The following is a 22,271-nucleotide window of genomic DNA, read 5'->3' on the forward strand; positions in this document are numbered from 1 at the left end:
GTGGTGCTTCCCCCGTCTGGTCACCCAGCCTCGCACAGGGCACTGACAACCCCCGGGACACGTCCCGGGACAGGCCCCGGCCCCGCCGGACGCGGCGCTCAGGAGACCGGCCGGGAGTCGGCCCAGACCCCCTCGAACTCCTCGCGGTAGGTGCCGAACAGCCCGCCGTCCTCGTCGGCGGACCGGCCCTGACGCAGCACGTCGCGGCCGCCGCCGCGCAGCACCAGCACGGGGGACTCCATGCCGCGGGCCCGGCGCAGGTAGGGCTGGACGACGGCGAGGCCGTCCGAGCCGTCGCCGTTGACGAGGTAGGCGGTGAAGCGCGGGGTCTCGTCGAAGACGCGGATCTCGAAGGCGGCGGGGTCGCGCAGCCGGTCGCGCACCCGCCGCATGTGCATGATGTTCATCTCGACGGACCGGCTGATCTCGCCCTTCTTGATGCCCAGCTCCCGCTCGCGGCGGCGTACGGCGCTGCTGGCCGGGTTGAGGAAGAGCAGCCGGGCCCGGCAGCCGGTCTCGGCGAGCCGCACCAGGCGGCGCCCGGAGTAGTTCTGGACGAGCAGGTTCAGGCCTATGCCGACGGCGTCGAGGCGGCGGGCGCTGCCGAAGAGGTCCTCCACGGGCAGCTGGCGCTGGAGCCGCACCCGGTCGGGGTGGACACCCACGACGTCGGCGAAGCGGTCGCCGACGAGGTCCTCGACGGCGTCGACGGGCAGCCGGTCGGCCGAGGGCCCGTGGGCGCCGGTGCCGCCGCCGAGGATGTCCAGCAGCCGCGCGGAGGCGCGTTCGGCCTGGGCGAGGACGGTCTCGGAGAGGGCGCGGTTGCGGGAGACGACGTTGCGGGCCACCTCCAGCTCGTCCAGTGCGAGTTCGAGCTCGCGCCGGTCGTCGAGGTAGGGCTCGAAGCACGGCCAGTGCTGGACGAGGAGCTCGCGCAGCTGGGGCAGCGTGAGGAAGCTGAGGACGTTGTCGTCCGCCGGGTCGAGCAGATAGCCCTTGCGGCGGCTGACCTCGCGGACGGCCACGGCGCGCTGGACCCACTCCTGGCCCGCGGGCCCGGCGGCGGCGACGACCCATTCCTCGTCGCCGTGCACCGGCTCGTAGACCGGGCGCAGCACGGCGGCCACGACCGCCCGCAGCCGCTGTTCGACGAGATTCAGCCAGATGTAGGCGCGTCCGGCCCGGCGGGCGCGCGTGCGCACCTCGTCCCAGGCCTCCGCGCCCCAGTCCAGTTCCGCCCCGATCTCCCGGGGCCGGGTCAAGGACATCACGCCCGGTGGCGTGTCGGTCGAGCCGTCACCCTCGGGACTTCCGTCTCCAGGGGGCAGCTCCAGCCCGCCCGAGCTCACCAGTGCACCGCCTTCCGCCCCCGTCCAACGATCAAGGCAGATTACTGTGCGGGCGCGGGGCGGTGCATCCGCGCTCGTCGGAGGCCCGGGACAACTCGGCCGCCGGACGTGGCCGTTGTCCGACGGCCGTGCCACGGACGTGATCTGATTCATAGCCAGAAGGGTGGGAGGCGGCCCGGCGGTGGCCCGCGTCACCCGGTCGCCACGGTTTTGGGGAAGATCTGCGGAAAGGGCCGCCCGGGGTGGAACACTTTCGCTCATGCAGGTCTGGCCGGGACAGGCGTATCCCCTGGGCGCGACGTACGACGGCGCCGGCACCAATTTCGCGGTCTTCTCGGAGGCCGCCGAGCGCGTGGAGCTGTGCCTGCTGCACGAGGACGGCTCGGAGACGGCGGTGGAGCTGCGCGAGTCCGACGGCTTCGTACGGCACGCCTATCTACCGGGGGTGATGCCGGGTCAGCGGTACGGCTTCCGGGCGCACGGCCCGTACGAGCCGGAGCGGGGGCTGCGCTGCAACTCCGCCAAGCTGCTGCTCGACCCCTACGCGAAGGCGGTGAGCGGGGCGATCGACTGGGGCGAGGCGGTCTACGGCTACCACTTCGGGCGGCCGGAGAAGCGCAACGACATGGACTCGGCGCCGCACATGATGACATCGGTGGTGGTCAACCCGTACTTCGACTGGGGCGACGACCGGCCGCCGCGCACGGACTACCACCGCACGGTCATCTACGAGGCGCACGTCAAGGGCCTGACGATGTGCCACCCGGCGCTGCCGGAGGAGGTGCGCGGCACCTACGCGGCGCTGGCGCACCCGGCCGTGATCGAGCATCTGACGGAGCTGGGGGTGACCGCCATCGAGCTGATGCCGGTCCATCAGTTCGTCAACGACCACCGGCTGGTGGACGCGGGGCTGGCCAACTACTGGGGTTACAACACCATCGGGTTCTTCGCCCCCCACAACGCCTACGCCTCGTGGGGCGACCGGGGCCAGCAGGTGCTGGAGTTCAAGTCGGCGGTGCGGGCGCTGCACGCGGCGGGCATCGAGGTGATTCTCGATGTGGTCTACAACCACACGGCCGAGGGCAACCACCTGGGGCCGACGCTCTCCTTCCGGGGGCTGGACAACTGCTCGTACTACCGGCTGGCGGACGACCCGCGCTATCACACGGACACCACCGGCACCGGCAATTCCCTGCTGATGCGCAGCCCGCATGTGCTCCAGCTCATCATGGACTCGCTGCGCTACTGGGCGACCGAGATGCGGGTGGACGGCTTCCGCTTCGATCTGGCGGCGACGCTGGCCCGGCAGTTCCACGAGGTGGACCGGCTCTCGTCGTTCTTCGACCTGGTGCAGCAGGATCCGGTGGTCAGCCGGGTCAAGCTGATCGCCGAGCCGTGGGACGTCGGGGAGGGCGGCTACCAGGTCGGCAACTTCCCGCCCCTGTGGACCGAGTGGAACGGGAAATTCCGGGACACCTGCCGGGACCTCTGGCGGGGCGAGCCGGCCACCCTGGCCGAGTTCGGCTCCCGCCTGACCGGCTCCTCCGACCTGTACCAGGGCGACGGCAGGCGCCCGCTGGCCTCCGTCAACTTCGTCACCTGCCACGACGGCTTCACCCTCCACGACCTGGTCGCGTACAACGGCAAGCACAACGAGGCCAACGGCGAGGACAACCAGGACGGCGAGAGCCACAACCGCTCCTGGAACTGCGGGGCCGAGGGCCCGACCGACGACCCCGCGGTGCTCGCCCTGCGCGAGCGCCAGATGCGCAACTTCATCGCCACCCTGATGGTCTCCCAGGGCGTGCCCATGCTCAGCCACGGCGACGAGTTCGCCCGCACCCAGGGCGGCAACAACAACGCCTACTGCCAGGACAACGAGGTCTCCTGGCTGCGCTGGCCGGAGGAGGGCGACACGGGCGAGGCCGCCGAGCGGGCCCGCCGGATGCTGCGCTTCACCCGGTCGCTGGTGTGGCTGCGCCGCGACCACCCGGTCTTCCGGCGGCGCCGCTTCTTCCACGGCCGCCCGGTGCAGGGCACCCACAACGATCTGTCCGACATCGCCTGGTTCACCCCGGAAGGGGAGGAGATGCGGGACAGCGACTGGCAGGCCGCCCACGCCCGCTCCCTGACCGTCTTCCTCAACGGGAGCGCCATCTCGGAGCCCGGGCCGCGCGGCGAGCCGGTCCTCGACGACTCCTTCCTGCTGATGTTCAACGCCCACGACCGGCCCCTGGAATTCGTCGTCCCCGCCGACCACGGCCGGCGCTGGCGGGTCGTCCTCGACACCGCCCGCCCCGACGGCGTCGTGTCCGGCGGCCCCGAGGTCGGCGCCGGGGAGCGGCTGACGCTCACCGACCGCAGTCTGGCCGTCCTGCGGCGCCCCGCCTGACGGCGGCGGGTCATGACCCCCGGGAGCGGTGGGTACGCATGTTCCCGTGAAGCGCGACAGCACCGCCCCGCCGACCGCCACCTACCGGCTCCAGCTGCAGCCCGGCTTCCCCTTCCGGGCCGCCGAACGGGCCGTGCCCCACCTCGCCGCCCTGGGCGTGTCCCACCTCCACCTCTCCCCCGTCCTGGAGGCCGTCCCCGGCTCCACCCACGGCTACGACGTCGTCGACCACGCCGCCGTCCGCGCCGAGCTGGGCGGCGAGGAGGGACTGCGGGCCCTCGCCCGCACCGCCCACGCGCACGGGCTGGGGCTGATCCTCGACATCGTGCCCAACCACATGGCCATGCCCGCGCCCGAGCGGCTCAACGGCCCGCTGTGGCACGTCCTGCGCGACGGCCCCGCCTCGCCCTGGGCCCGCTGGTTCGACATCGACTGGGCCGAACACGGCGGCCGGCTGCTGCTGCCCGTGCTCGCCGGGCCGCTCGGCGACGAGCTGGAACGCTTCACGGTGGACGGCGACGTCCTGCGCTACCACGCGCACGTCCTGCCGCTGCGGCCCGGCACCGAGCGGCTGCCCCTGACCGAGCTGCTGGACGCCCAGTGGTACCGCCCCGCCTGGTGGCGCCTCGCCCGCACCGAACTGAACTACCGCCGCTTCTTCACCGTCTCCGAGCTGATCGCGCTGCGCGCCGAGGACCCCCAGGTCTTCGCCGCCACCCACGCCACGGTGCTCGCCCTGCTCGCCGACGGCGTCCTCGACGGCCTCCGCGTCGACCACCCCGACGGCCTCGCCGACCCGGCCGGCTACCTCCACCGCCTCGCCGGCGCCACCGGCGGCCGGTGGACCGTGGTGGAGAAGATCCTCAGCGGCGACGAACGGCTGCCCGCCGGCTGGCCCGTCGCCGGCACCACCGGCTACGACACCCTGCGCCACCTCGACGGCCTCTTCACCGACCCGGACGGGGCCGGCGAGCTGGCCGCCGCCTACCGCGCCTTCGCCGGCCCCGCCGCCGACCGGGGCGGCGACTGGCAGCCGACCGTACGCCGCGCCGCGTACCGCATCGTCACCCACGAGCTCGCCGCCGAGACCGACCGGCTGGTCCGCACCGCCGCACGGCTCCGCGAGACCTCCCACCACCTGCGCGACCACGCCCCCTGGGCGCTGCGCACCGCCCTGTGCGAGATCCTCGTCCGGCTGCCCGTCTACCGCCCCTACGCGCTGCCCGGCCGGCCCGTCACCGCGACGGACGCCGCCCTGCTCGACGAGGCCGCCCAAGGGGCGCGCACCGCCTTCACCGTCCCCGAGGAGGCCCGGGCCGTCGAGTTCATCAGGGACGCCGCCCTCGGACGGCTGGGCGACGGGCCGGACCAGCGGGACTTCTGCGCCCGCTTCGCCCAGACCGCCTCCGCGCTGCGCGCCAAGTCCGTCGAGGACACCGCCTTCTACCGCTACGCGCCCCTGCTGTCCGCCAACGAGGTCGGCGGCCTGCCGGACCGCCCGGCGGTCACCCCCGCGGAGTTCCACGCCCACTGCGCGCGGCTCCAGCGCGACTGGCCCGCCACGGGCACCGCCCTCTCCACCCACGACACCAAACGCAGCGCGGACGTCCGCGCCCGGATCGCCGCGCTCACCGCCCACCCTCGGCAGTGGGCGGACCTCATGGACCGGCTGTGGGCCGACGTCCCCGGCCCCGACCCGCACGTGGCCTGGACCGCCTGGCAGACCGCCTTCGGACTCGGCGAGGCCGACCCCGCGCGGCTCGTACCGGCCGTCCTCAAGAGCGTGCGCGAGGCGGCCCTGCTGACGACATGGACGGAACCGGACGCGGCCTACGAGGAGGCGGTCCGCGCCTTCGTCGAGGCCGGCCCCGGCGGCGAACCGTACGCCGGGCTGGCCCCCCTGACCCGGGCCACCGCGCCGAACGTACGGGCGCATGTCCTGGGGGCGACGCTGCTGCACCTGACGATGCCGGGGGTGCCGGACGTGTACATGGGCACCGAGCGGGTGTACGCGGCCCTGGTCGACCCGGACAACCGGCGGCCCCCGCGCTTCGACGAGCCGGCACCGGCCGGGCTGTCGGCGGAGAAGCTGGCCCTCACCCGCACGGCCCTCCGGCTGCGCCGGACGCATCCGGAGTGGTTCGGGGCGGAGGGGGGCTACGAGCCGCTGGAGGCGCCGGAGGGGGTGGTGGCGTTCGGGAGGGCGGGGGCGGTGGTGGTGGGGGCGGCGCGGCTTCCGCACCGGATCCCTCCGGGGGAGAGGGTGCTGGCGTTGCCGCGGGGGGTGTGGCGGGATGTGCTGAGCGGGCGCGTGTACGAGGGCTGGGTGCGACTGGACGGGTCGGTCGTGTTGCTGGTGCGGGAGGGGTGAGCCTTTCAGCCCGTCCGGCGATCGAGGACACCGGGCGCAGCCCGGTCAGGCGTCGCGCATGAGGTCCGAGACTCGGACGAGCTCGTAGCCCTTCTCCCGTAGCGCCGGGACGATCCTCCGGACCGCCTCCTCCGTTGTCGGGGCCGCGCTGCGGGTGCAGTGCATCACCACCACCGAGCCCGGCCCGGCCTGTGAGATCACCGTGGTGGCGACGGGCCCCGCCTGCTTCGCGAAGGCGTCGCCGCTGACGACGTCCCACTGCACGGCGGTCACCTTCGCCGGGCCCAGTTCCTTCAGTACCGTCCGGTCGTGGCAGCCGCCCGGGAAGCGGAAGTACGGCACGGTGTTGCGGACCCCGGCGGTGCGGAAGGCCGCGAAGGCGCGCTCGACGTCGGCGCGGGCCGCGCCGCGCGGCACGGCGGGCAGGCCGTAGCAGGGGGTGCTGAACGCGTGGTGGCTGTAGGAGTGGTTGGCGACCTCGAAGAGGGGGTCGTCGCCGATGGACCGGGCCTGGTCCGGGTACTGCTCCGCCCACCGGCCGGTCATGAAGACGGTGGCGGGCACCTTCAGGCGGCGGAGCGTCGCGATGAGCCCGGGGTTGTCGAAGTGCTCCCCGCGGGCGGCGCGCGGGCCCTGATCGGACGTCATGTCGGCGTCGAAGGTGAGGGCGACGCGCTTGGCGCCGTCGCGGCGGCCGTGCGAGAAGACCGGGGTGGTGCCGCCGGGGCCCGGCGGCAGGGTGGGCGCGGCGGTGGCCGCCGGCGCGGACGACGGTGCGGCGGGGGCCGCCGGGGCGGAGGAGGCGGTCTTCCGCCCGTCGGCGGCGGCCGGGCGGCCCGTGCCGTCGGAGCCGCCGCAGGCGGTGAGCGCCGCCCCGCACAGGAGCACGGCGAGGACCGCGCGAGCGCGCGGGTGGGGGTGGGTGGGGAGCACCAGGGAACCGTACCGCCCCCGGGGAGCGGGCCCCGCTACTTCTCGACGAGCCCCTTGGCGTCGCGGGCGAGGGCGGTGAGGCGGGAGATGGCGCGGAAGTACTTCTTCCGGTAGCCGCCGTTCAGCATCTCCTCGCTGAAGAGCTCGTCGAACGGGCGGCCGGACGCCAGCACCGGCACCTCGCGGTCGTAGAGGCGGTCGGCGAGGACCACCAGGCGCAGGGCCGTCGACTGGTCCGGGACCGGGCGGACGCCGGTCAGGCAGACGGCCTCGATGCCGTCGCACATGGCGCCGTAGCGGCTGGGGTGGACGGTGGAGAGGTGGTCGAGCAGGTCGGGGAAGGCGTCGAGGGAGGCGCCGGGGGTGGTGTGGGCGACGCGCTCGACGGTGGCGTCGTCGAAGGGGGCGGGCGCCTCCGGCAGGCCGCGGTGGCGGTAGTCCTCGCCGTCGATGCGCAGTGGGCGGAAGTGGGCGGAGAGGCCCTGGATCTCGCGCAGGAAGTCGGCGGCGGCGAACCGGCCCTCGCCGAGCTTGCCGGGCAGGGTGTTGGAGGTGGCGGCGAGCGCCACGCCGGCGTCGACGAGCTTGCCCAGGAGGGTGGAGACCAGGACGGTGTCGCCGGGGTCGTCGAGCTCGAACTCGTCGATGCACAGCAGCGTGTGACCGCCGAGGGTCCGCACGGTCTGCTGGAAGCCGAGGGCGCCGACCAGGTTGGTCAGCTCGACGAAGGTGCCGAAGGCCTTCCGCTCGGGGGCGGCGGCGGTGGCGTGCCAGAGGGAGGCCAGCAGGTGGGTCTTGCCGACGCCGTAGCCGCCGTCGAGGTAGACGCCGCGCGGGCCGGTGGGCGCCGCGGGCTTCGCCTCGCGGCGGAACCAGCGCCTGCGGCCGCCGTCGCCCGCGGCCGGGCCGCCGAGGCCGCCGGCGAAGGCGGCGAGGGTGGTGACGGCCTGCGCCTGGCTGGGCTGCTTGGCGTCGGGTATGTAGTTGTCGAACCGCACCGAGCCGAAACGCGGCGGGGGCACCATCTCGGCGACCAGACGGTCGGCGGGGACGTGCGGGGCGCGCGAGGTGAGGGCTACGGGCCCGCCGTCGTGCCCGGCTCCGGAGCCGGGTGCGGTGGTGCCAGTGGCGCTGGTGGGTACTGCGGTGGAGGACGACACAGCTGTCCAGCGTAGCCCCGGATGCGGGCGGGGAGGCTCGCACGGGGGGCGAGCCATGTCACACTGCCGCCTATGCGACGCCTGTTCCCCTCCCCGCTCAGCCCCGCCGATCTCGAGGACCGCGAATGGGGGCTGGACGAGCTCGCCGGGCTCTACGCGTACCCGGACGACATACCGGCCGGGACGGCGTGGCTGCGGGCCAACATGGTCTCCTCCCTGGACGGCGCCGCCCATCACGAGGGCCGCTCGCAGCCGCTGTCCTCGGCGGCCGACATGCGGATCTTCGGGACGCTGCGGGGGCTGGCCGACGCGGTGGTGGTCGGGGCCGAGACGGTGCGGCAGGAGGGCTACCGGCCCGCGCGGGCGCGGGAGGCCTTCGCGGCGCGGCGGGCGGCGCTCGGGCAGGGGCCCGCGCCCGTCATCGCCGTGGTGAGCGCCGGGCTCGACCTGGACTTCTCGCTCCCCCTGTTCACCTCGCCGCTCGTGCCGACGCTCGTACTGACGGGCGCGGACGCCCCGGCGGAGCGGGTGGCGGCGGCGCGCACGGCGGGCACCGAGGTGGTCGTGGCGGGCGAGGGGCGCGGGGTGGATCCCGCGCGCGTGCCCGGTGTGCTGGCCGGGCGGGGGCTGACGCGGCTGCTGACGGAGGGCGGTCCCCGGCTGCTGGGGCAGTTCGCCTCGGCCGGGGTGCTGGACGAGATGTGCCTGTCACTGGCTCCGGTGGTGGCCACGGGCACGGCGCCACGGATCATGGCGGGGCCGCCGCTGGCGGTCCCGGAGCGGTTCGCGCTGGGATCGGTGCTGGAGGAGGGCGGTTTCCTCTTCACCCGGTACCGGAGGATCTGACAATCGACGGAATTTCCCGTTCCGGTTCCGTTCCCGTGGGCAGAATTGAGTCAGACGCTTTCCCGAGGGCAGTGGACCAAAACAGGCGGGCTCACGGGAGCACGCGCAGGATGGTTTCTGTTGGGCCCGGTGGCCCAAGGAGAAGAAGGGCGCGCCCACCGTGTTCACGAGCGTATTGATGATCGAACAGCCGCTGTCCGGCACGGATGTCGACTTCGTCACGACCCTGCACGACGACGCCATGTCCTTCGTCGTCCTCATGCGCCCCAGAGGTGACGAGGACCGGCTGCTGCGCGCCATCGACGACGTGGCCCTCGGCGAGCTGGAGCAGGCCGTCCACGAGGCCGACGAGCCGGAGGGCGAGGCGGCCCTGCGGCCGGCCGCCCTCGCGCTGGAGCACTCCCTCCAGCGCCTGCGGGCGGCGGGCTGCGAGGCCGTCGGGCAGATCATCGACAACCACCCGCTGGACCTGCTGCGGTCCGTCGTCGAGCAGACCCACGCCGACGAGGTCATCGTGCTGACCGCACCCCACCTGGTCGAGGAGTTCTTCCACCGCGACTGGGCCTCCCGCGCCCGCCACAAGGTCGGCGTGCCCGTCCTCAAGCTCTACGCGCACGGCGACGACGAGGAGGACGCGGCGGGCGGCGAGGGCTCCGTACGGACGGGCGGCGCCGAGGAGTGAGCCGGGCCGGCGGCCAGCCGGCCGTCGGTCATCGTCAGCACCCGGTCGGCGCGGCCCAGCAGCGCCCGGTCGTGGGTGACCAGCACGGTCGCCGTGCGGTGCCGCCGGGTGACCTCGGCCAGCAGCTCCATGACGCGCTCGCCCCGCTCGTGGTCGAGCGCCGAGGTCGGCTCGTCCACCAGCAGCACCGCGGGGCCGCCCCACAGGGCGCGGGCGATGTTCACGCGCTGCCGCTCGCCGCCGGACAGCTGGTGCGGGCGGCGGCGCCGCTTGGCGGCGTCCAGCCCGACCGATGCCAGCAGCTCCCCCGCCCGGGCCCGGCTCGCCCGGACCCCCTCGCCGCGCAGCCGCGCCACGGCCAGCAGCTGTTCCTCGGCCGTCAGCGAGGGCAGCAGGTTCGCCTGCTGGAAGACGACGCCGATCCGCTCGCGGCGCAGCGCGGTGCGCTCCCGCGCCGTCATCGGGCCGGTGTCGCGGCCCGCGACGACCACCCGCCCCGCGTCCGGGCGCAACAGGGTCGCCGCGACCGCCAGCAGGGTGGACTTGCCCGAGCCCGACGGCCCGGCGACGGCCACCAGCTCGCCGGGCGCCACGGTCAGCGACACCCGGTCCAACGCGGTGAGCGCGCGGTCGCCGTCCGGATAGGTGAGGAGGACGTCCTCCAGGCGGAGGGCGGCGGTCGAGGTGCTCATCGGGTGGCTCCCAGGGCGGTCAGCGGGTCGACGGACGTGATGCGGCGTACGGCGAGCGCGGCCCCGGCCAGGCCCAGCAGCACCATCGCCGCCACCGGGAGGGCCACCGTGGACGGGCCCAGCTCGAAGGGCACGGCCCGGGCGGCGAACGCACCTCCCGCCGTGCCGGCGGCCGCGCCCGCGGCGGCCCCGGCCACCAGGACCACGGCGGCCTGGCCGAGGGCGTCCACCAGCAGGTGGCCGCCGCTCGCGCCCAGCGCCTTCAGCACCGCGACGTCCGGGCGCCGCTGCACCGTCCACACCGTGAAGAAGGCCCCCACCACCAGCGCGCTCACCACGAAGAGGAAGCCCTGCACCAGCAGGAGGGTGCCGTGCTCGGCCGCGTAGCCGTCGATGCCGTCGAGCGCGTCCGCGCGGGAGACGGCCCGGGTGGTGCGCGCGACGTCCCCGGCGGGCGCGCCGCCGCCGGTCACCGCCAGCGCGGAGGGACCGCCCTGATGGCTCACCCGCCGCCAGTCGGCGAGCGTCGTCCACACGGCGGGCGCGTGCCCGTGGCCGCGGTCGGGGGTGACGCCGCTGACGGTCAGCTCCCGGGCGCCCAGCGTGATCCGGTCCCCCGGGCGCAGCCCGTGCGTCCGGGCCAGCCGCTCGCTCACGGCCACCTGCCCCTCCCCCGGCTGGTCGCCGCGCAGCGGGGCCGGGCGCAGCCGCCCGGACGTGCCGAAGACGCTCACCGACGTGGCCGAGCCGTGGGCGGTCAGCCGGGTCATGGCCACGCCCAGCGGTTCGGCGGACCGTACGCCCGGCGCGGCGCGCCACGCGGCGGCCTGCCGGTCGTCCAGCGTGCTGTTGGAGAACGACACCTCGGGCTCGGCCCCGGCCGGGGCGCCGAAGACGATCCGGTCCGCCGGCAGCCCGGCGACGGCCGACGACGCCTCGCGGCCGAGCCCGTCGGTCAGGCCGTTGAGGAAGACCACCAGGGTGGTGATCAGCGCGACGACGGTGCCCATGAGGGCGAACCGTCCTCGGGCGAAGCGGATGTCACGGAGCGCGACGAACAAGGGATCCTCCGGGGCCGGTGCGGGACCCCTCCAGCCTTCCGGCGGGGGCCTCCCTCCGGTATCGGGGCAAGGGGTGGTCGTGGGCTCGCCCGTCCGGTGCACACGGAAATCCATCGAACGGTTGATGCCCGGCGTGGCGGCGGGCCCCGCGCGGCCCCGTACGCTCGACGGGATGAGACCCGCCGGCCCCCGTGACCCCGCCCACGTGCCCTCGCCGCCGCTGGTGCGCCTCGCGCTGCACGCCGCCTTCTACGCGCTGCTCGCCGTCGCCTCCGTCCATGCCCTGGCCGGGCGGGCGCCGGGCGCGGTGCCGGCCCTCGCGGTGGCGCTGGCCGGCGCGTACGGCGCCGGGGTCGTCCGGCGCGCCGCGCGCCCCGGGGCGTGGCTCGCCGCCGTCACCGGGCTGTGGCTGGCGCTGCTGGCCGTGGACCGCGGCTTCAGCTACGTCGCGTTCCCGCTCTTCTTCCTCTTCCTCCGCGCCATGCCGGTGCGGTGGGCGCACCCGGCCGTCGCCGCGGCCACCGCCGCCGTCGTGGCGGCCCAGGCCGGCGGGCCGGGCGGGCTGACCGTGCCCAAGGTGGTCGGCCCGGTGGCCGGCGCCTGCGTGGCGATCTTCACCGCCTACGGCTACGCGGCGCTGTCCCGCGAGAGCCGCCGCCGCCAGTTGCTGATCGACGACCTCGTACGGACCCGGGACGAGCTGGCGGCCGCCCAGCGCGAGGCCGGCCGGCTGGCGGAGCGGCAGCGGCTCGCCCGCGAGATCCACGACACGCTCGCCCAGGGCCTCTCCAGCATCGTGCTGCTCGCCCGCGCCGCCGAGGGCGCCGACCCCGGCACGGCCCGGGCCCGGGTCCGCGAGATCGGCCGGACCGCCGCCGACAACCTCGCCGAGGCCCGTCGCTTCGTCCAGGCCCTCACCCCGCCCGCCCTGGAGGACGCGCCGCTGCCCGAGGCGCTGCGCCGGGTGACCGCGCGCACCGTCCCCGGGGCCGTCTTCCGCCTCGACGGCGAGCCCTGCCCGCTGCCGGTGGAGACCGAGGTGGCCCTGCTGCGGCTGACCCAGGAGGCGCTGGCCAACGTCGCCCGGCACGCGCGGGCCGAGCACGCCGCCGTCACCCTCGCCTACCTCGACGGGCAGGTGACCCTCGACGTCTTCGACGACGGCGTCGGCTTCGCGCCGGGCGACGGCCCCGCGGACGGCCGCCGCACCTTCGGCCTCCACGGCATGCGCGAGCGGATCGCCGAGCTCGGCGGCACCCTCGTCGTCGAGTCGGCGCCGGGCGAGGGCACGGCGATCGCCGCAGCCCTGCCCACCGGGGCGGGAGCCCTGGACCCGGCGGCCCTGGAGGAGGCGGCGTGAACCGGCTCATCGGGGTCCTCCTGGTCGACGACCACCCCGTCGTACGGCGCGGGCTGCGCGCCATGGTCGACGACCTGCCGGACGTGACGGCCGTGGGCGAGGCCGCCGACGGCGCGGAGGCGCTGCGGCTGCTGGACGAGGGGGTACGGCCCGACGTCGTGCTCATGGACCTCCAGATGGGCGCCGGGATGCACGGCGTGGAGGCCACCCGGCGCATCACCGCGCTGCCCCGCCCGCCCGCCGTGCTGATCCTCACCACGTACAGCACCGACGCCGACATCCTGGCCGCCGTCGAGGCCGGGGCCACCGGCTACCTCCTCAAGGACGCCCCGCCCGAGGAGGTGGCGGCCGCCGTCCACGCGGCGGCGCGCGGCGAGACCGTGCTGGCCCCGCCGGTCGCCGCCCGGCTGCTCGGCCGGGTGCGGGCGGGGGGCCGGCCGGCGCTGTCGCCGCGCGAGACGGAGATCCTGGGCCTGGTGGCCGAGGGCCTGGCCAACCGGCAGATCTCCAAGCGGCTCTTCATCAGCGAGGCGACGGTCAAGACCCACCTCGTGCACATATACGACAAGCTGGGCGTCGACAGCCGTACGGCGGCGGTCGCCGCGGGCCTGGCGGCGGGACTGATCCGGGCGGTGTGACGGGCGCGGGCGGGGCCGTCCGGGCCGGGGCATAGAGTTGGGCCCGCAACGACCACCGACCCCCCAGGGAGCACCGCACATGGCACCGGCCGTCCCCACGACGATGGACCGACCGCACTTCATCGGCATCGGCGGCGCCGGCATGTCGGGCATCGCGAAGATCCTCGCCCAGCGCGGCGCGGTCGTCGCCGGCAGCGACGCGAAGGAGTCGGCCACCGCCGCGGCCCTGCGCGAGCTGGGCGTCACGGTGCACATCGGCCACGCCGCCGAGCACCTGGCGGCCGACGCCACCTGCGTCGTCGTCTCCAGCGCCATCCGCGCCGACAACCCCGAGCTGGCGGCGGCCGCCGAGCGCGGCGTGCCGGTCGTCCACCGCTCGGACGCGCTGGCCCGGCTGATGGACGGGCTGCGCCCGATCGCCGTCGCGGGTACCCACGGCAAGACGACCACGACGTCGATGCTGGCCGTCTCCCTGGACGCCCTGGGCCTGGACCCGTCGTACGCCATCGGCGGCGACCTCGCCGGCCCCGGCACCAACGCCCGGCACGGCTCCGGCGAGATCTTCGTCGCCGAGGCGGACGAAAGCGACCGCAGCTTCCACAAGTACGCGCCCGAGGTCGCGATCATCCTCAACGTGGAGCTGGACCACCACGCGAACTACGCGTCGATGGACGAGATCTACGAGTCGTTCGAGACGTTCGTCGGCCGGGTCCGCCCCGGCGGCACGCTGGTCGTCTCCGCCGACCAGGCCGGCGCCCGCGAGCTCGTCGAGCGCGTCTCCGGCCGTCACGACGTCGAGATCGTCACGTACGGCACGGCCGAGGACGCCGACGTGCGCGTCCTGAAGGTCGTCCCGCGCGGCCTGGCCAGCGAGGTCACCATCCTGCTGAACGGCAGGATGCTCACCTTCGCCGTCTCCGTGCCCGGCAGCCACTACGCGCACAACGCCGTCGCGGCCCTCGCCGCGGGCGTGGCTCTCGGCATCCCGGCGCACAACCTCGCCTCCGCGCTCGGCAAGTTCACCGGCGTGGGCCGCCGCCTCCAGCTCAAGGGCGAGGCCGGCGGCGTGCAGGTCATCGACTCGTACGCCCACCACCCCACCGAGATGACCGCCGACCTGGAGGCCATCCGGGGCGCCGCGGCCGACTCCCGGGTGCTGGTCGTCTTCCAGCCCCACCTGTTCTCCCGCACCCAGGAGCTGGGCACGGAGATGGGGCGGTCGCTGGCGCTCGCCGACGCCTCCGTGGTCCTGGACATCTACCCGGCCCGTGAGGACCCGATCCCGGGCATCACCAGCGCGCTGATCATCGACGCGGCGCGGGAGGCCGGCGCGGACGTCCGCGCCGAGCACGCCATGGCGGCGGTCCCGGACGTGATCGCGGGAATGGTCCGGCCCGGTGATCTCGTTCTGACCATGGGCGCGGGAGACGTCACGGACCTCGGTCCGGCGATCCTGGCCCGCCTGGAGAACTGACACCGGCACCCTGCGGAAGGACGCGCGACATGGCCTACGAGGTCGAGAAGACGGACGAGCAGTGGCGCGCGGAGCTGACCCCGGCGGAGTACGAGGTGCTCCGCCGGGCCGGCACCGAACCGGCCTTCCGCGGTGAGTACACCGACACCACGACGGCGGGCGTCTACGTCTGCCGGGGCTGCGGCGCGGAGCTGTTCCGGTCCACGGAGAAGTTCGCGAGCCACTGCGGCTGGCCGAGCTTCTTCGACCCCCGGGACTCCTCGGCCGTCGAGCTCCTGGAGGACCGTTCGCACGGCATGCTGCGCGTGGAGGTCCGCTGCGCGCGCTGCGGCTCCCACCTGGGCCACGTCTTCGAGGGCGAGGGCTACCCCACCCCGACGGACCAGCGCTACTGCATCAACTCCGTCGCGCTGCGGCTGCACCCGGCCGAGGACTGAGCCGGGACGCGGCGGCCCTCAGCCGTTGCGTCCCAGGGCCTCCAGGCCCTTGCGGAGGTCGTCGGCGTTCATCACGGGGTGCAGCTCGATCTCGGCCTCCATCGTCCGGAAGAGCTCCTCGCAGATGGCCGGCATCTGCGAGGGGTCCGTCATGTCGAAGACCATGAGGCAGGAGCGGCCCCCGTCCAGCGCGGTGAAGTAGGCGGCCTCGGGCCGCAGCCGCTCCATGAGTCCCTCGACGACCCCGGCCAGGGTCCCGTCGCGAAGCGCCTCGTTCGCCGCACGGGTGTCCATCCGTGCCCTCAGAAGCGTGCGCATGGCCGTCACTTCCCTCGGAGCGGCGCACCGCACCCGGCGCTGTGGACCCGCGCTCGCGAAGGAGCGGTCACGCCCCTTCCAGCGTCTCCCCGGCCCGGGTCGCGCGCAACCGGCCCCCCGTCCGCAGCACGACGGCGGACTCCGCCGGGAGCGTCAGCGTGCCGTCCTCCGTCACCGGCGCCGGTGTTCCCCAGGCGGCCGCCACCTCCGTACGGGCCGGGAGCGGGCCGAGCGGCAGGCGGGCCGGGCGGCCGGTGAGGTTGACGGCGACGACGACCGGTCCGCGGCGGAAGGCCACCGTCCCCGGCGGGGTGACCGACAGGGCGTCGTACGTCCACGCGGGGTCGGTCAGCGCCGGCTCGGCGTGCCGCAGGGCGATCAGGCGGCGGTGCCAGGCGAGCAGTCCGGCGTGCGGGGCGCGGTCGGGTTCGGTCCAGTCGAGGCAGGAGCGGTCGCGGGTGGCCGGGTCCTGGGGGTCGGGGATCTCGGCCGGCGGCCAGCCGTGGGCGGCGAACTCGCGGCGCCGGCCGGTGCGGACGGCCTCGGCCAGTTCCGGGTCCGGGTGGTCGGTGAAGTACTGCCAGGGCGTGCGGGCGCCCCACTCCTCGCCCATGAACAGCATCGGGGTGAAGGGCGCGCACAGCACCAGGGTGGCCGCGCAGGCCAGCAGGCCCGGGGAGAGCCGGGCGGAGAGGCGGTCGCCGAGGGCCCGGTTGCCGACCTGGTCGTGGGTCTGGGCGTAGGCCAGGAGGCGGTGGGCCGGGGTGACGCGCGGGTCGAGGGGCCGGCCGTGGGGGCGGCCGCGGAAGGCGGAGTGGACGCCGTCGTGGAAGAAGCCGCCGCGCAGGGTCTTGGCCAGGGCGTGGCCGGGGTCGGCGGCGAAGTCGGCGTAGTAGCCCTGGGACTCGCCGGTGAGGGCGGTGTGGAGGGCGTGGTGGAAGTCGTCGTTCCACTGGGCGTGGAGGCCCTGACCGCCGGCCGCGCGGGGGGTGGTGGTGGCCGGGTCGTTGAGGTCGGACTCGGCGATGAGGAAGAGCGGGCGCCCCAGCCGGTCGGCCAGCGCGTCGACGGCGGCGGACAGGTCGGCCAGGAAGTGCCGCGGGCCGGTGTCGGCCAGGGCGTGCACGGCGTCCAGCCGCAGTCCGTCGAGGCGGTAGTCGCGCAGCCAGGCCAGCGCGCTGTCCGTCAGGTACGCCCGGGTCTCCGCCGAGCCGGGGGCGTCGAGGTTGACGGCGGCGCCCCACGGCGTGTGATGGCTCTCGGTGAAATAGGGCCCGAAGGCGGGCAGGTGGTTGCCGGACGGGCCCAGGTGGTTGTGCACCACGTCCAGGACGACGCCCAGGCCCAGCCCGTGGGCCGCGTCCACGAAGCGTGCCAGCCCGTCGGGGCCGCCGTAGGGCTCGTGCACGGCCCAGGGGGCCACGCCGTCGTAGCCCCAGCCGTGCCGGCCGGGGAACGGGCAGACCGGCATGAGTTCCACATGGGTGACGCCGAGTCCGGCGAGGTGGGGCAGCCGTCCGGCGGCCGCGTCGAAGGTGCCCTCGTGGGTGAAGGTGCCGATGTGCAGCTCGTAGAGCACCGCCCCGGGCAGCGGGCGGCCGGGCCAGGGGTGGCGCCAGGGGAAGCGGCCGGGGTCGTGGACGGCACCGGGCCGGCCGGGGCCGTCCGGCAGCCGGCGGGCGCGGGGGTCGGGCAGGACGGGCCCGTCGCCGAGGGCGAAGCCGTAGCGGGTGCCGTCGGTGGCGGGCGCCTCGCGCCGCCACCAGCCCGTGCGGGCCGTGTCGCGCTCCATGGCGTACGTCCGCCCGTCCGCCCACAGCGCGACCCGGCCGGCCTCCGGTGCCCACACCTCGAACAGCACGGCGGCTCCCCTCGGACGTCGTGCCCTCCATGGTGCCGTCCGGCGGCCGTCCGCGACAGGTCAGTCGGCGAAACCCGGTGCCCGGGTGCGGTAGTGGGGGCTCAGTTCGTGGACATCGGCCGAGACGCCGACCGGGCCGGCCGGGGCGGTCGTCCGCAGCGCGAAGTCCAGGACCCGCTCGACGAGCACACGTTTCGTGTCCTCCGCACGCCCGGGCAGGATGCCCAGCTGGACGTGGAGCAGGCCCTCCTCGCGCGTGCCGTCGCCGACGACGACCGTGCCGGCCTCACGGAAGCGGGTCTTGCAGCTGGCGACGGTGGCGTCGATCGACGCGACGACGACGGCGTGCAGCCCCCGGGCGAAGGCGTGGGCGTCCAGGGTGTCGAAGAGACCCGGCGAGTGGTCGACGGTGATCTGGGGCAACGGGGGCTCCTGCGGGGTGTCGTGGGGGTGCGGCGGCCGCGGGACGGCGGCCGGGATGTGCCGCCGGGGGCCGCCGCGGTGTGCGCGGCGGCCCCCGGCGGACGGGCGTCAGCCGGCCGGGGCCACGGCCGGCGCGGCCTCCTGCCGGGCGCGCCCGGTGTACAGCAGCAGCGATCCGGCGAGGACGCAGGCCAGGCCGAGCCCGCCGATCAGCTCCGGGCCCAGGTCACCGGCGAACCGGCTGAGCGCGACGCACAGTCCGGCGCCGACGCCTGCCGCTGCCTCCTTGTGGAAGAGGCAGCCGGCGCCCGAGGCGGCCACGTCCAGGTAGCTGACCGCGCACTCCGCGAGGGTGCACAGCAGGATCCACAGCGAGGCGCCGGCGAGCGACTCCACCCGGAACCAGCCGGGCGCGGCCAGCACGAGCATGCAGCAGGCCAGGACCGCCAGGACCGAGCGGGTCCGGGTGGCCGGGGTGCCCCGCCCGGTGATCAGGCCCATGACGGGCTTCTGCAGCACGATGATCACGAGGGCGTTCAGGCTGACCAGGTAGCCGTACCAGCCGGGCAGCGTGCCGGAGGCGTGCAGCAGGTACTGCGGGAGGATCGAGAAGACGGCGAACAGCTTGATGCCGATGGCCACGCCGAGCAGTGCCCACCCCGCCCTGCCGCGGCGCGACGCCGCGGGCGGGGCGGAGGGGGCGGGCGCGGCCCGTCCCCTCCCCCGCACGGCCCACAGCGCCAGAGCGCCCGCCGCCGCCAGGATCACGACCAGGGGGGCCAGGAAGCCCGCCAGGCCCCACGACGGCCGGACCACGGCCACGTAGACGCCGGCGAGCAGACTGCCCCCGTTGAGCGCGATCTTGTTCCAGGAGGCGCCGGAGGCGTTCTCCGAGACGGCGGCCTTGAGCACGTAGCCGCCGACGCTCAGCCCCAGGCCGACCACCAGCGCGGCCGCCAGATGGACCGAGGGGTCCGGGACGAGCCACAGGGCGGTGCCCCCGGCCGCGGCCAGGAAGCACACGCCGCCGGCCGAGCGGCCCGCCCAGCGGATCACCAGGGGCGAGAACACCAGCAGGACCCGGTAGCCCAGGACGAGCACGGTGTTGGAGTACGCGTCGAGGAAGACGTTGGCGCGCGCCAGGAACGCGAACAGGCAGAGCGCGGACAGGAACCGCAGGACGTACGTCACGGCGCGCCGGTGTCCTCGCCCGCCGTCCGGCCCGTGCCGTGGTCGTAGGGGGACCAGGCGAACTGGTCCTCCTTCAGCACCGCCGCCGTGCCCGCGAACTCCGCGTCCGTCCCGGGGAAGTCCTCGCGGAAGTGGGAGCCGCGCGACTCCTTGCGCAGCAGCGCCCCCTCGACCACCGCCTTCGACGCCAGCAGCAGGTTCCGCAGGTCCAGGTAGGTCTGCACCTGGCCGGCGGCGCGGGAGCCGGTGGCCAGTTGGATCCGCCGCGTACGGTCCTCCAGGACGCTGAGGAGGCCGAGCATCGTGGTCAGTCCGCGCTCGGTGCGGATGGGGCCCGCGTGGCGGTACATGGCGTGCCGCAGGTCCTGGAGGACGCTGTCGACGGACTCCGTGCCGCCGGGCGGGGCGTGGAAGGAGCCGGTCACCCGGATCTCCCCGGCCGGGCCGGCGGACCGGACGGCGGCGGCCTCGCGCCCCGCGATCCGGCCGAAGACCAGCGCCTCCGACAGGCCGTTCCCGCCGAGGCGGTTGGCGCCGTGGACGCCGCCGGCCGTCTCACCGGCCGCGAGGAGGCCGGGGACGCCCGTGCGAGTGGTGGTGTCGATCCGCAGCCCGCCCATGAGGAAGTGGGCCGTGGGGCGGATGCCCAGGGTGTCGTCGGCGGCCGGGTCGAAGCCCGCCTGGACCAGCCGCTCGTGGAGCGCCGGGTACAGGCCGGGGATGACGTCCCGGCAGGTGGAGATGTCGAGGTGGACGGAGCCGTCGTCGAAGGCGCGGCCCTCGACGATCTCGCGGTAGATGCCGCGCGACACCACGTCCCGCGTCGCCCGCTCGCCCCGTTCGTCGTGGCGGAGCATGAAGCGCTCGCCGTGCCGGTTGAGCAGGACCGCCCCCTCGAAGCGCAGCGCCTCCTCGACCAGCGAGCCGTCGAAGGTCAGCACGTCGGAGACCAGGCCCGTGGGGTGGAACTGCACGAACTCCATGTCGACGGCGTCGGCACCGGCGTACAGCCCCAGGGCCAGGCCGTCGCAGGTCTTGTCCATCGAGGCCGCCGACGGCGCGTACATCGAGGCGCCGCCGCCGTCCGCGAGGACCACCGCGTCGCCGGGGATCTCCAGCATCTCCAGGCTGTCGACCGCCATCGCCTCCAGGCCCCGCACGGCGCCGTACGCGTCGAGCAGCAGCCGGGTGGCGCGCAGCCCGGAGTGGACGGTGACGCGCCCCTCGGCGACGAGGCCGGCGAGCGTCGCGTCGAGCGCCCGCTGGATGTGGTAGCCGAGGCGGTCCTCCAGGTGCACGCCGCGCGGGGCGCCGCAGCCGCCGAACGGGCGGGTCGCGAAGCTGTCGTCGGCGGCCCGCTCGAAGCGCAGCCCGATGCCCTCGAGCCAGTACACCAGCTCGCGCGACCCCTCGCAGAGGGTGCGGGCGAGGGCGGGGTCGTTGGCGTGCGCGCCGCCGACGAGGGTGTCGTGGAGGTGCGCCTCGACGCTGTCGCCGGGCACGACGGCGGCGTTGAAGGCGTGCGTCTTCCAGGTGCAGCCGCCCGCGGAGGCCCAGCGGTAGGCCGTGTTCTGGTAGATCGCCTTGGTGACGAGGACGACGTCCGCGCCCGCGTGGGCGGCCTCGACGGCCGCGGTGAGACCGGCTCCGCCGGCCCCGACGACGATGACCCTGCTCATACCGCTTCGACCCCCGTCAGCGATTCGATCCTGTCGGCGCACGCGGCGAGCACGGCGCACGTCTCCTCGTAGCTCGGCGTACTGCAGATCACGTAGCCCGTGAAATCGGCGTTGTTCTCGACCCGGGGCGTGACCCGGTCACCGGCCCTCTTGGTGAGGACCACTTCCTCGACGCCCGGGAATTCCGCGCGGATCCGCTCGGCATCGGGCAGCGACGTGAGAATTCCCTCGGCCCCCGCCCGTATCATCCGGATTCCCGCGTACCCGCGCTGCTCGACGAATTCCGGGGCGGGCTTGCCGTACCGGCTGTGGTTCAGCCACGCCTGCCACGGATCGAAATCGAAGGCGAGCGCCGCGAGGTCCCAGATGCGCATGCCGGCGGGTCGCAGATTGGGTTCGACAACGGCCGTCTCCTGTCCTCCCCGCAGGAGAAAGACCTCGTTGTGGAACGCGCTGCCGCCGTAGCCGCAGACCTCGGCGGCCACGAATCCGCTGCGCTCGACGCGTTCGCCGGTCCCCCGGTCCAGCGGGGCCGGCACGATCTGCTGGATCTCCGCGCGGAACTCCCCCTCCGTGGTGAGCTTTTCCGTCACCCACGAGAAGCCCGCCACATGGTCCACGCTGTACTCGCGGGCGCCGTCGACGCATTCCTCGGCCATCACCCCGCCGGCCAGGTACGGGGTGAGCGAGTCGAACACCTCACCGATCCGCTCCTCCGCCTCCACCCGGGTGCAGCCGCGGCTGTTGCCCTCGGCCCGGGGCTTGAGGAAGATCCGGGACGGGGCCACCTCGCGCCAGAACTCCCGGGCCTCGTCGGCGCCGCGGATCTCGCGGGCACGGATGCTCCGGTGGAAGTCCGGCAGTTCCCCGTGGGCGCGTTCGCCGGTCCGGTAGGCGTACTTGTCCGCGGCGCCGGCGGCCCGCGCGGGGTCGGCGCCGGGCAGGCCGAGCCGCTCCGCGAGCAGCGCGCCGACCGGAACGCCCTTGTCCGAGAAGGGGAGCACGCCGACGAGCTCGATCGTGTGCTCCCGCAGGAAGTCCACGACCAGGTCCACGTTCTCCGCCGTGGGCTCGAGGTCGCACTCGATGCAGTGCCCGATCGCCGCGCGATCGGCGTCCGAGATTCCGTTCTTGCAGAGGATCAGCTCCGCGTCATGGAATTCCCGGGCATAGGATTCGATTTTCTTGACGTCACCGAGACGGGTGTTGTTGTAGCCCATCACGATAAATGCGCTGGTCACGCTTCCACGTTCCTTGCATGGCGTTGACATTCGCATCGAAGGGCAGCGCCTCGCATACCACCCCCCAATGGCACGGGAAGGACGCTAACACTCTGCGTATCGATGCGATCGCACGAGGTGCGTGAGGATCACCACATGTGAACAACACGTGACCCGGCGGCGC

19 protein-coding genes are annotated in these 22,271 nt (G+C 74.7%); 8 read left to right on the forward strand and 11 right to left on the reverse strand.

Features of this window, described 5'->3' with window-relative positions; genetic code table 11:
* Nucleotides 1–98: 98 nt before the first annotated feature.
* Nucleotides 99–1,349, reverse strand: coding sequence for an SAV2148 family HEPN domain-containing protein (locus tag AC07BS_RS12875; RefSeq protein WP_478640522.1), 1,251 nt, complete (start codon nucleotides 1,347–1,349; stop codon nucleotides 99–101).
* Between the two features lie 259 nt (nucleotides 1,350–1,608).
* Here AC07BS_RS12875 and glgX point away from each other — a divergent pair, with 259 nt between their 5' ends.
* Both glgX and treY read left to right on the forward strand, forming a co-directional pair.
* Nucleotides 1,609–3,741 (forward strand): glycogen debranching protein GlgX, encoded by a 2,133-nt coding sequence (gene glgX / locus AC07BS_RS12880; RefSeq protein WP_478640525.1) that lies wholly within the window; start codon nucleotides 1,609–1,611, stop codon nucleotides 3,739–3,741.
* 46 nt (nucleotides 3,742–3,787) lie between these two features.
* On the forward strand, nucleotides 3,788–6,112 hold the full coding sequence (gene treY, locus AC07BS_RS12885; protein WP_478931968.1) for a malto-oligosyltrehalose synthase: 2,325 nt from the start codon (nucleotides 3,788–3,790) through the stop codon (nucleotides 6,110–6,112).
* Nucleotides 6,113–6,157: 45 nt separating this feature from the next.
* Here treY and AC07BS_RS12890 read toward each other — a convergent pair whose 3' ends face one another.
* Nucleotides 6,158–7,045: a polysaccharide deacetylase family protein gene (locus tag AC07BS_RS12890; protein ID WP_478640528.1), complete on the reverse strand. Its 888-nt coding sequence runs from the start codon at nucleotides 7,043–7,045 to the stop codon at nucleotides 6,158–6,160.
* A 35-nt stretch (nucleotides 7,046–7,080) separates the two neighbouring features.
* Nucleotides 7,081–8,205, reverse strand: coding sequence for a cell division protein ZapE (gene zapE / locus AC07BS_RS12895; protein WP_478640529.1), 1,125 nt, complete (start codon nucleotides 8,203–8,205; stop codon nucleotides 7,081–7,083).
* A 72-nt stretch (nucleotides 8,206–8,277) separates the two neighbouring features.
* On the opposite strand from zapE, the gene AC07BS_RS12900 reads away from it, so the two are divergent.
* Nucleotides 8,278–9,051, forward strand: coding sequence for a pyrimidine reductase family protein (locus tag AC07BS_RS12900; RefSeq protein ID WP_478640531.1), 774 nt, complete (start codon nucleotides 8,278–8,280; stop codon nucleotides 9,049–9,051).
* 160 nt (nucleotides 9,052–9,211) lie between these two features.
* Complete coding sequence (locus AC07BS_RS12905) at nucleotides 9,212–9,733, forward strand: indole-3-glycerol phosphate synthase (RefSeq protein WP_478931971.1); 522 nt, start codon at nucleotides 9,212–9,214, stop codon at nucleotides 9,731–9,733.
* On the opposite strand, the gene AC07BS_RS12910 is transcribed toward AC07BS_RS12905, so the two are convergent.
* Together AC07BS_RS12910 and AC07BS_RS12915 are read right to left on the reverse strand one after the other, a co-directional pair.
* Complete coding sequence (locus AC07BS_RS12910; protein WP_478931973.1) at nucleotides 9,658–10,425, reverse strand: ABC transporter ATP-binding protein; 768 nt, start codon at nucleotides 10,423–10,425, stop codon at nucleotides 9,658–9,660. The two genes, AC07BS_RS12905 and AC07BS_RS12910, sit on opposite strands and share 76 nt — an antisense overlap.
* Nucleotides 10,422–11,486, reverse strand: coding sequence for an ABC transporter permease (locus AC07BS_RS12915; RefSeq protein WP_478931975.1), 1,065 nt, complete (start codon nucleotides 11,484–11,486; stop codon nucleotides 10,422–10,424). The genes AC07BS_RS12910 and AC07BS_RS12915 overlap by 4 nt, the downstream gene beginning before the upstream one ends.
* A 172-nt stretch (nucleotides 11,487–11,658) precedes the next feature.
* On the opposite strand from AC07BS_RS12915, the gene AC07BS_RS12920 reads away from it, so the two are divergent.
* The 4 genes from AC07BS_RS12920 (at nucleotide 11,659) to msrB (ending at nucleotide 15,395) form a co-directional block, all read left to right on the forward strand.
* Nucleotides 11,659–12,846, forward strand: a complete 1,188-nt coding sequence (locus AC07BS_RS12920) for a sensor histidine kinase (RefSeq protein WP_478931977.1) — start codon at nucleotides 11,659–11,661, stop codon at nucleotides 12,844–12,846.
* Complete coding sequence (locus AC07BS_RS12925) at nucleotides 12,843–13,484, forward strand: response regulator (RefSeq protein WP_478931979.1); 642 nt, start codon at nucleotides 12,843–12,845, stop codon at nucleotides 13,482–13,484. Before AC07BS_RS12920 ends, AC07BS_RS12925 begins: the two co-directional genes overlap by 4 nt.
* A 79-nt stretch (nucleotides 13,485–13,563) precedes the next feature.
* Nucleotides 13,564–14,958: a UDP-N-acetylmuramate--L-alanine ligase gene (gene murC, locus AC07BS_RS12930; protein ID WP_478931981.1), complete on the forward strand. Its 1,395-nt coding sequence runs from the start codon at nucleotides 13,564–13,566 to the stop codon at nucleotides 14,956–14,958.
* A gap of 29 nt (nucleotides 14,959–14,987) precedes the next feature.
* On the forward strand, nucleotides 14,988–15,395 hold the full coding sequence (gene msrB, locus AC07BS_RS12935) for a peptide-methionine (R)-S-oxide reductase MsrB (RefSeq protein WP_478640548.1): 408 nt from the start codon (nucleotides 14,988–14,990) through the stop codon (nucleotides 15,393–15,395).
* 18 nt (nucleotides 15,396–15,413) lie between these two features.
* Here msrB and AC07BS_RS12940 read toward each other — a convergent pair whose 3' ends face one another.
* From AC07BS_RS12940 to AC07BS_RS12965, 6 genes are all read right to left on the reverse strand, one after another.
* Nucleotides 15,414–15,713, reverse strand: coding sequence for a hypothetical protein (locus tag AC07BS_RS12940; protein ID WP_478640551.1), 300 nt, complete (start codon nucleotides 15,711–15,713; stop codon nucleotides 15,414–15,416).
* A gap of 67 nt (nucleotides 15,714–15,780) precedes the next feature.
* Complete coding sequence (gene treZ, locus AC07BS_RS12945; RefSeq protein ID WP_478931984.1) at nucleotides 15,781–17,574, reverse strand: malto-oligosyltrehalose trehalohydrolase; 1,794 nt, start codon at nucleotides 17,572–17,574, stop codon at nucleotides 15,781–15,783.
* A 60-nt stretch (nucleotides 17,575–17,634) separates the two neighbouring features.
* Nucleotides 17,635–17,997 (reverse strand): 5-carboxymethyl-2-hydroxymuconate Delta-isomerase, encoded by a 363-nt coding sequence (locus AC07BS_RS12950; protein ID WP_478640555.1) that lies wholly within the window; start codon nucleotides 17,995–17,997, stop codon nucleotides 17,635–17,637.
* A 108-nt stretch (nucleotides 17,998–18,105) separates the two neighbouring features.
* The gene (locus tag AC07BS_RS12955) at nucleotides 18,106–19,188 is read right to left on the reverse strand and encodes a hypothetical protein (protein WP_478640558.1); all 1,083 of its coding nucleotides are present in this window, start codon (nucleotides 19,186–19,188) and stop codon (nucleotides 18,106–18,108) included.
* On the reverse strand, nucleotides 19,185–20,867 hold the full coding sequence (locus AC07BS_RS12960; protein WP_478640560.1) for an L-aspartate oxidase: 1,683 nt from the start codon (nucleotides 20,865–20,867) through the stop codon (nucleotides 19,185–19,187). Before AC07BS_RS12960 ends, AC07BS_RS12955 begins: the two co-directional genes overlap by 4 nt.
* A complete protein-coding gene (locus tag AC07BS_RS12965; protein ID WP_478931987.1) occupies nucleotides 20,864–22,108 on the reverse strand; it encodes an ATP-grasp domain-containing protein in 1,245 nt (414 codons plus the stop codon). Before AC07BS_RS12965 ends, AC07BS_RS12960 begins: the two co-directional genes overlap by 4 nt.
* Nucleotides 22,109–22,271 lie beyond the last annotated feature (163 nt).

The organism is Streptomyces sp. NPDC044063, assembly GCF_056434285.1.

Bases quoted from the DNA above. Each gene is read 5' to 3' on its own strand.
- AC07BS_RS12960 (WP_478640560.1), bottom strand. From the start codon at position 20,867: ATGAGCAGGGTCATCGTCGTCGGGGCCGGCGGAGCCGGTCTCACCGCG.
- AC07BS_RS12920 (WP_478931977.1), top strand. From the start codon at position 11,659: ATGAGACCCGCCGGCCCCCGTGACCCCGCCCACGTGCCCTCGCCGCCG.
- murC (WP_478931981.1), top strand. From the start codon at position 13,564: ATGGCACCGGCCGTCCCCACGACGATGGACCGACCGCACTTCATCGGC.
- AC07BS_RS12940 (WP_478640551.1), bottom strand. From the start codon at position 15,713: ATGCGCACGCTTCTGAGGGCACGGATGGACACCCGTGCGGCGAACGAG.
- AC07BS_RS12910 (WP_478931973.1), bottom strand. From the start codon at position 10,425: ATGAGCACCTCGACCGCCGCCCTCCGCCTGGAGGACGTCCTCCTCACC.
- msrB (WP_478640548.1), top strand. From the start codon at position 14,988: ATGGCCTACGAGGTCGAGAAGACGGACGAGCAGTGGCGCGCGGAGCTG.
- glgX (WP_478640525.1), top strand. From the start codon at position 1,609: ATGCAGGTCTGGCCGGGACAGGCGTATCCCCTGGGCGCGACGTACGAC.
- AC07BS_RS12900 (WP_478640531.1), top strand. From the start codon at position 8,278: ATGCGACGCCTGTTCCCCTCCCCGCTCAGCCCCGCCGATCTCGAGGAC.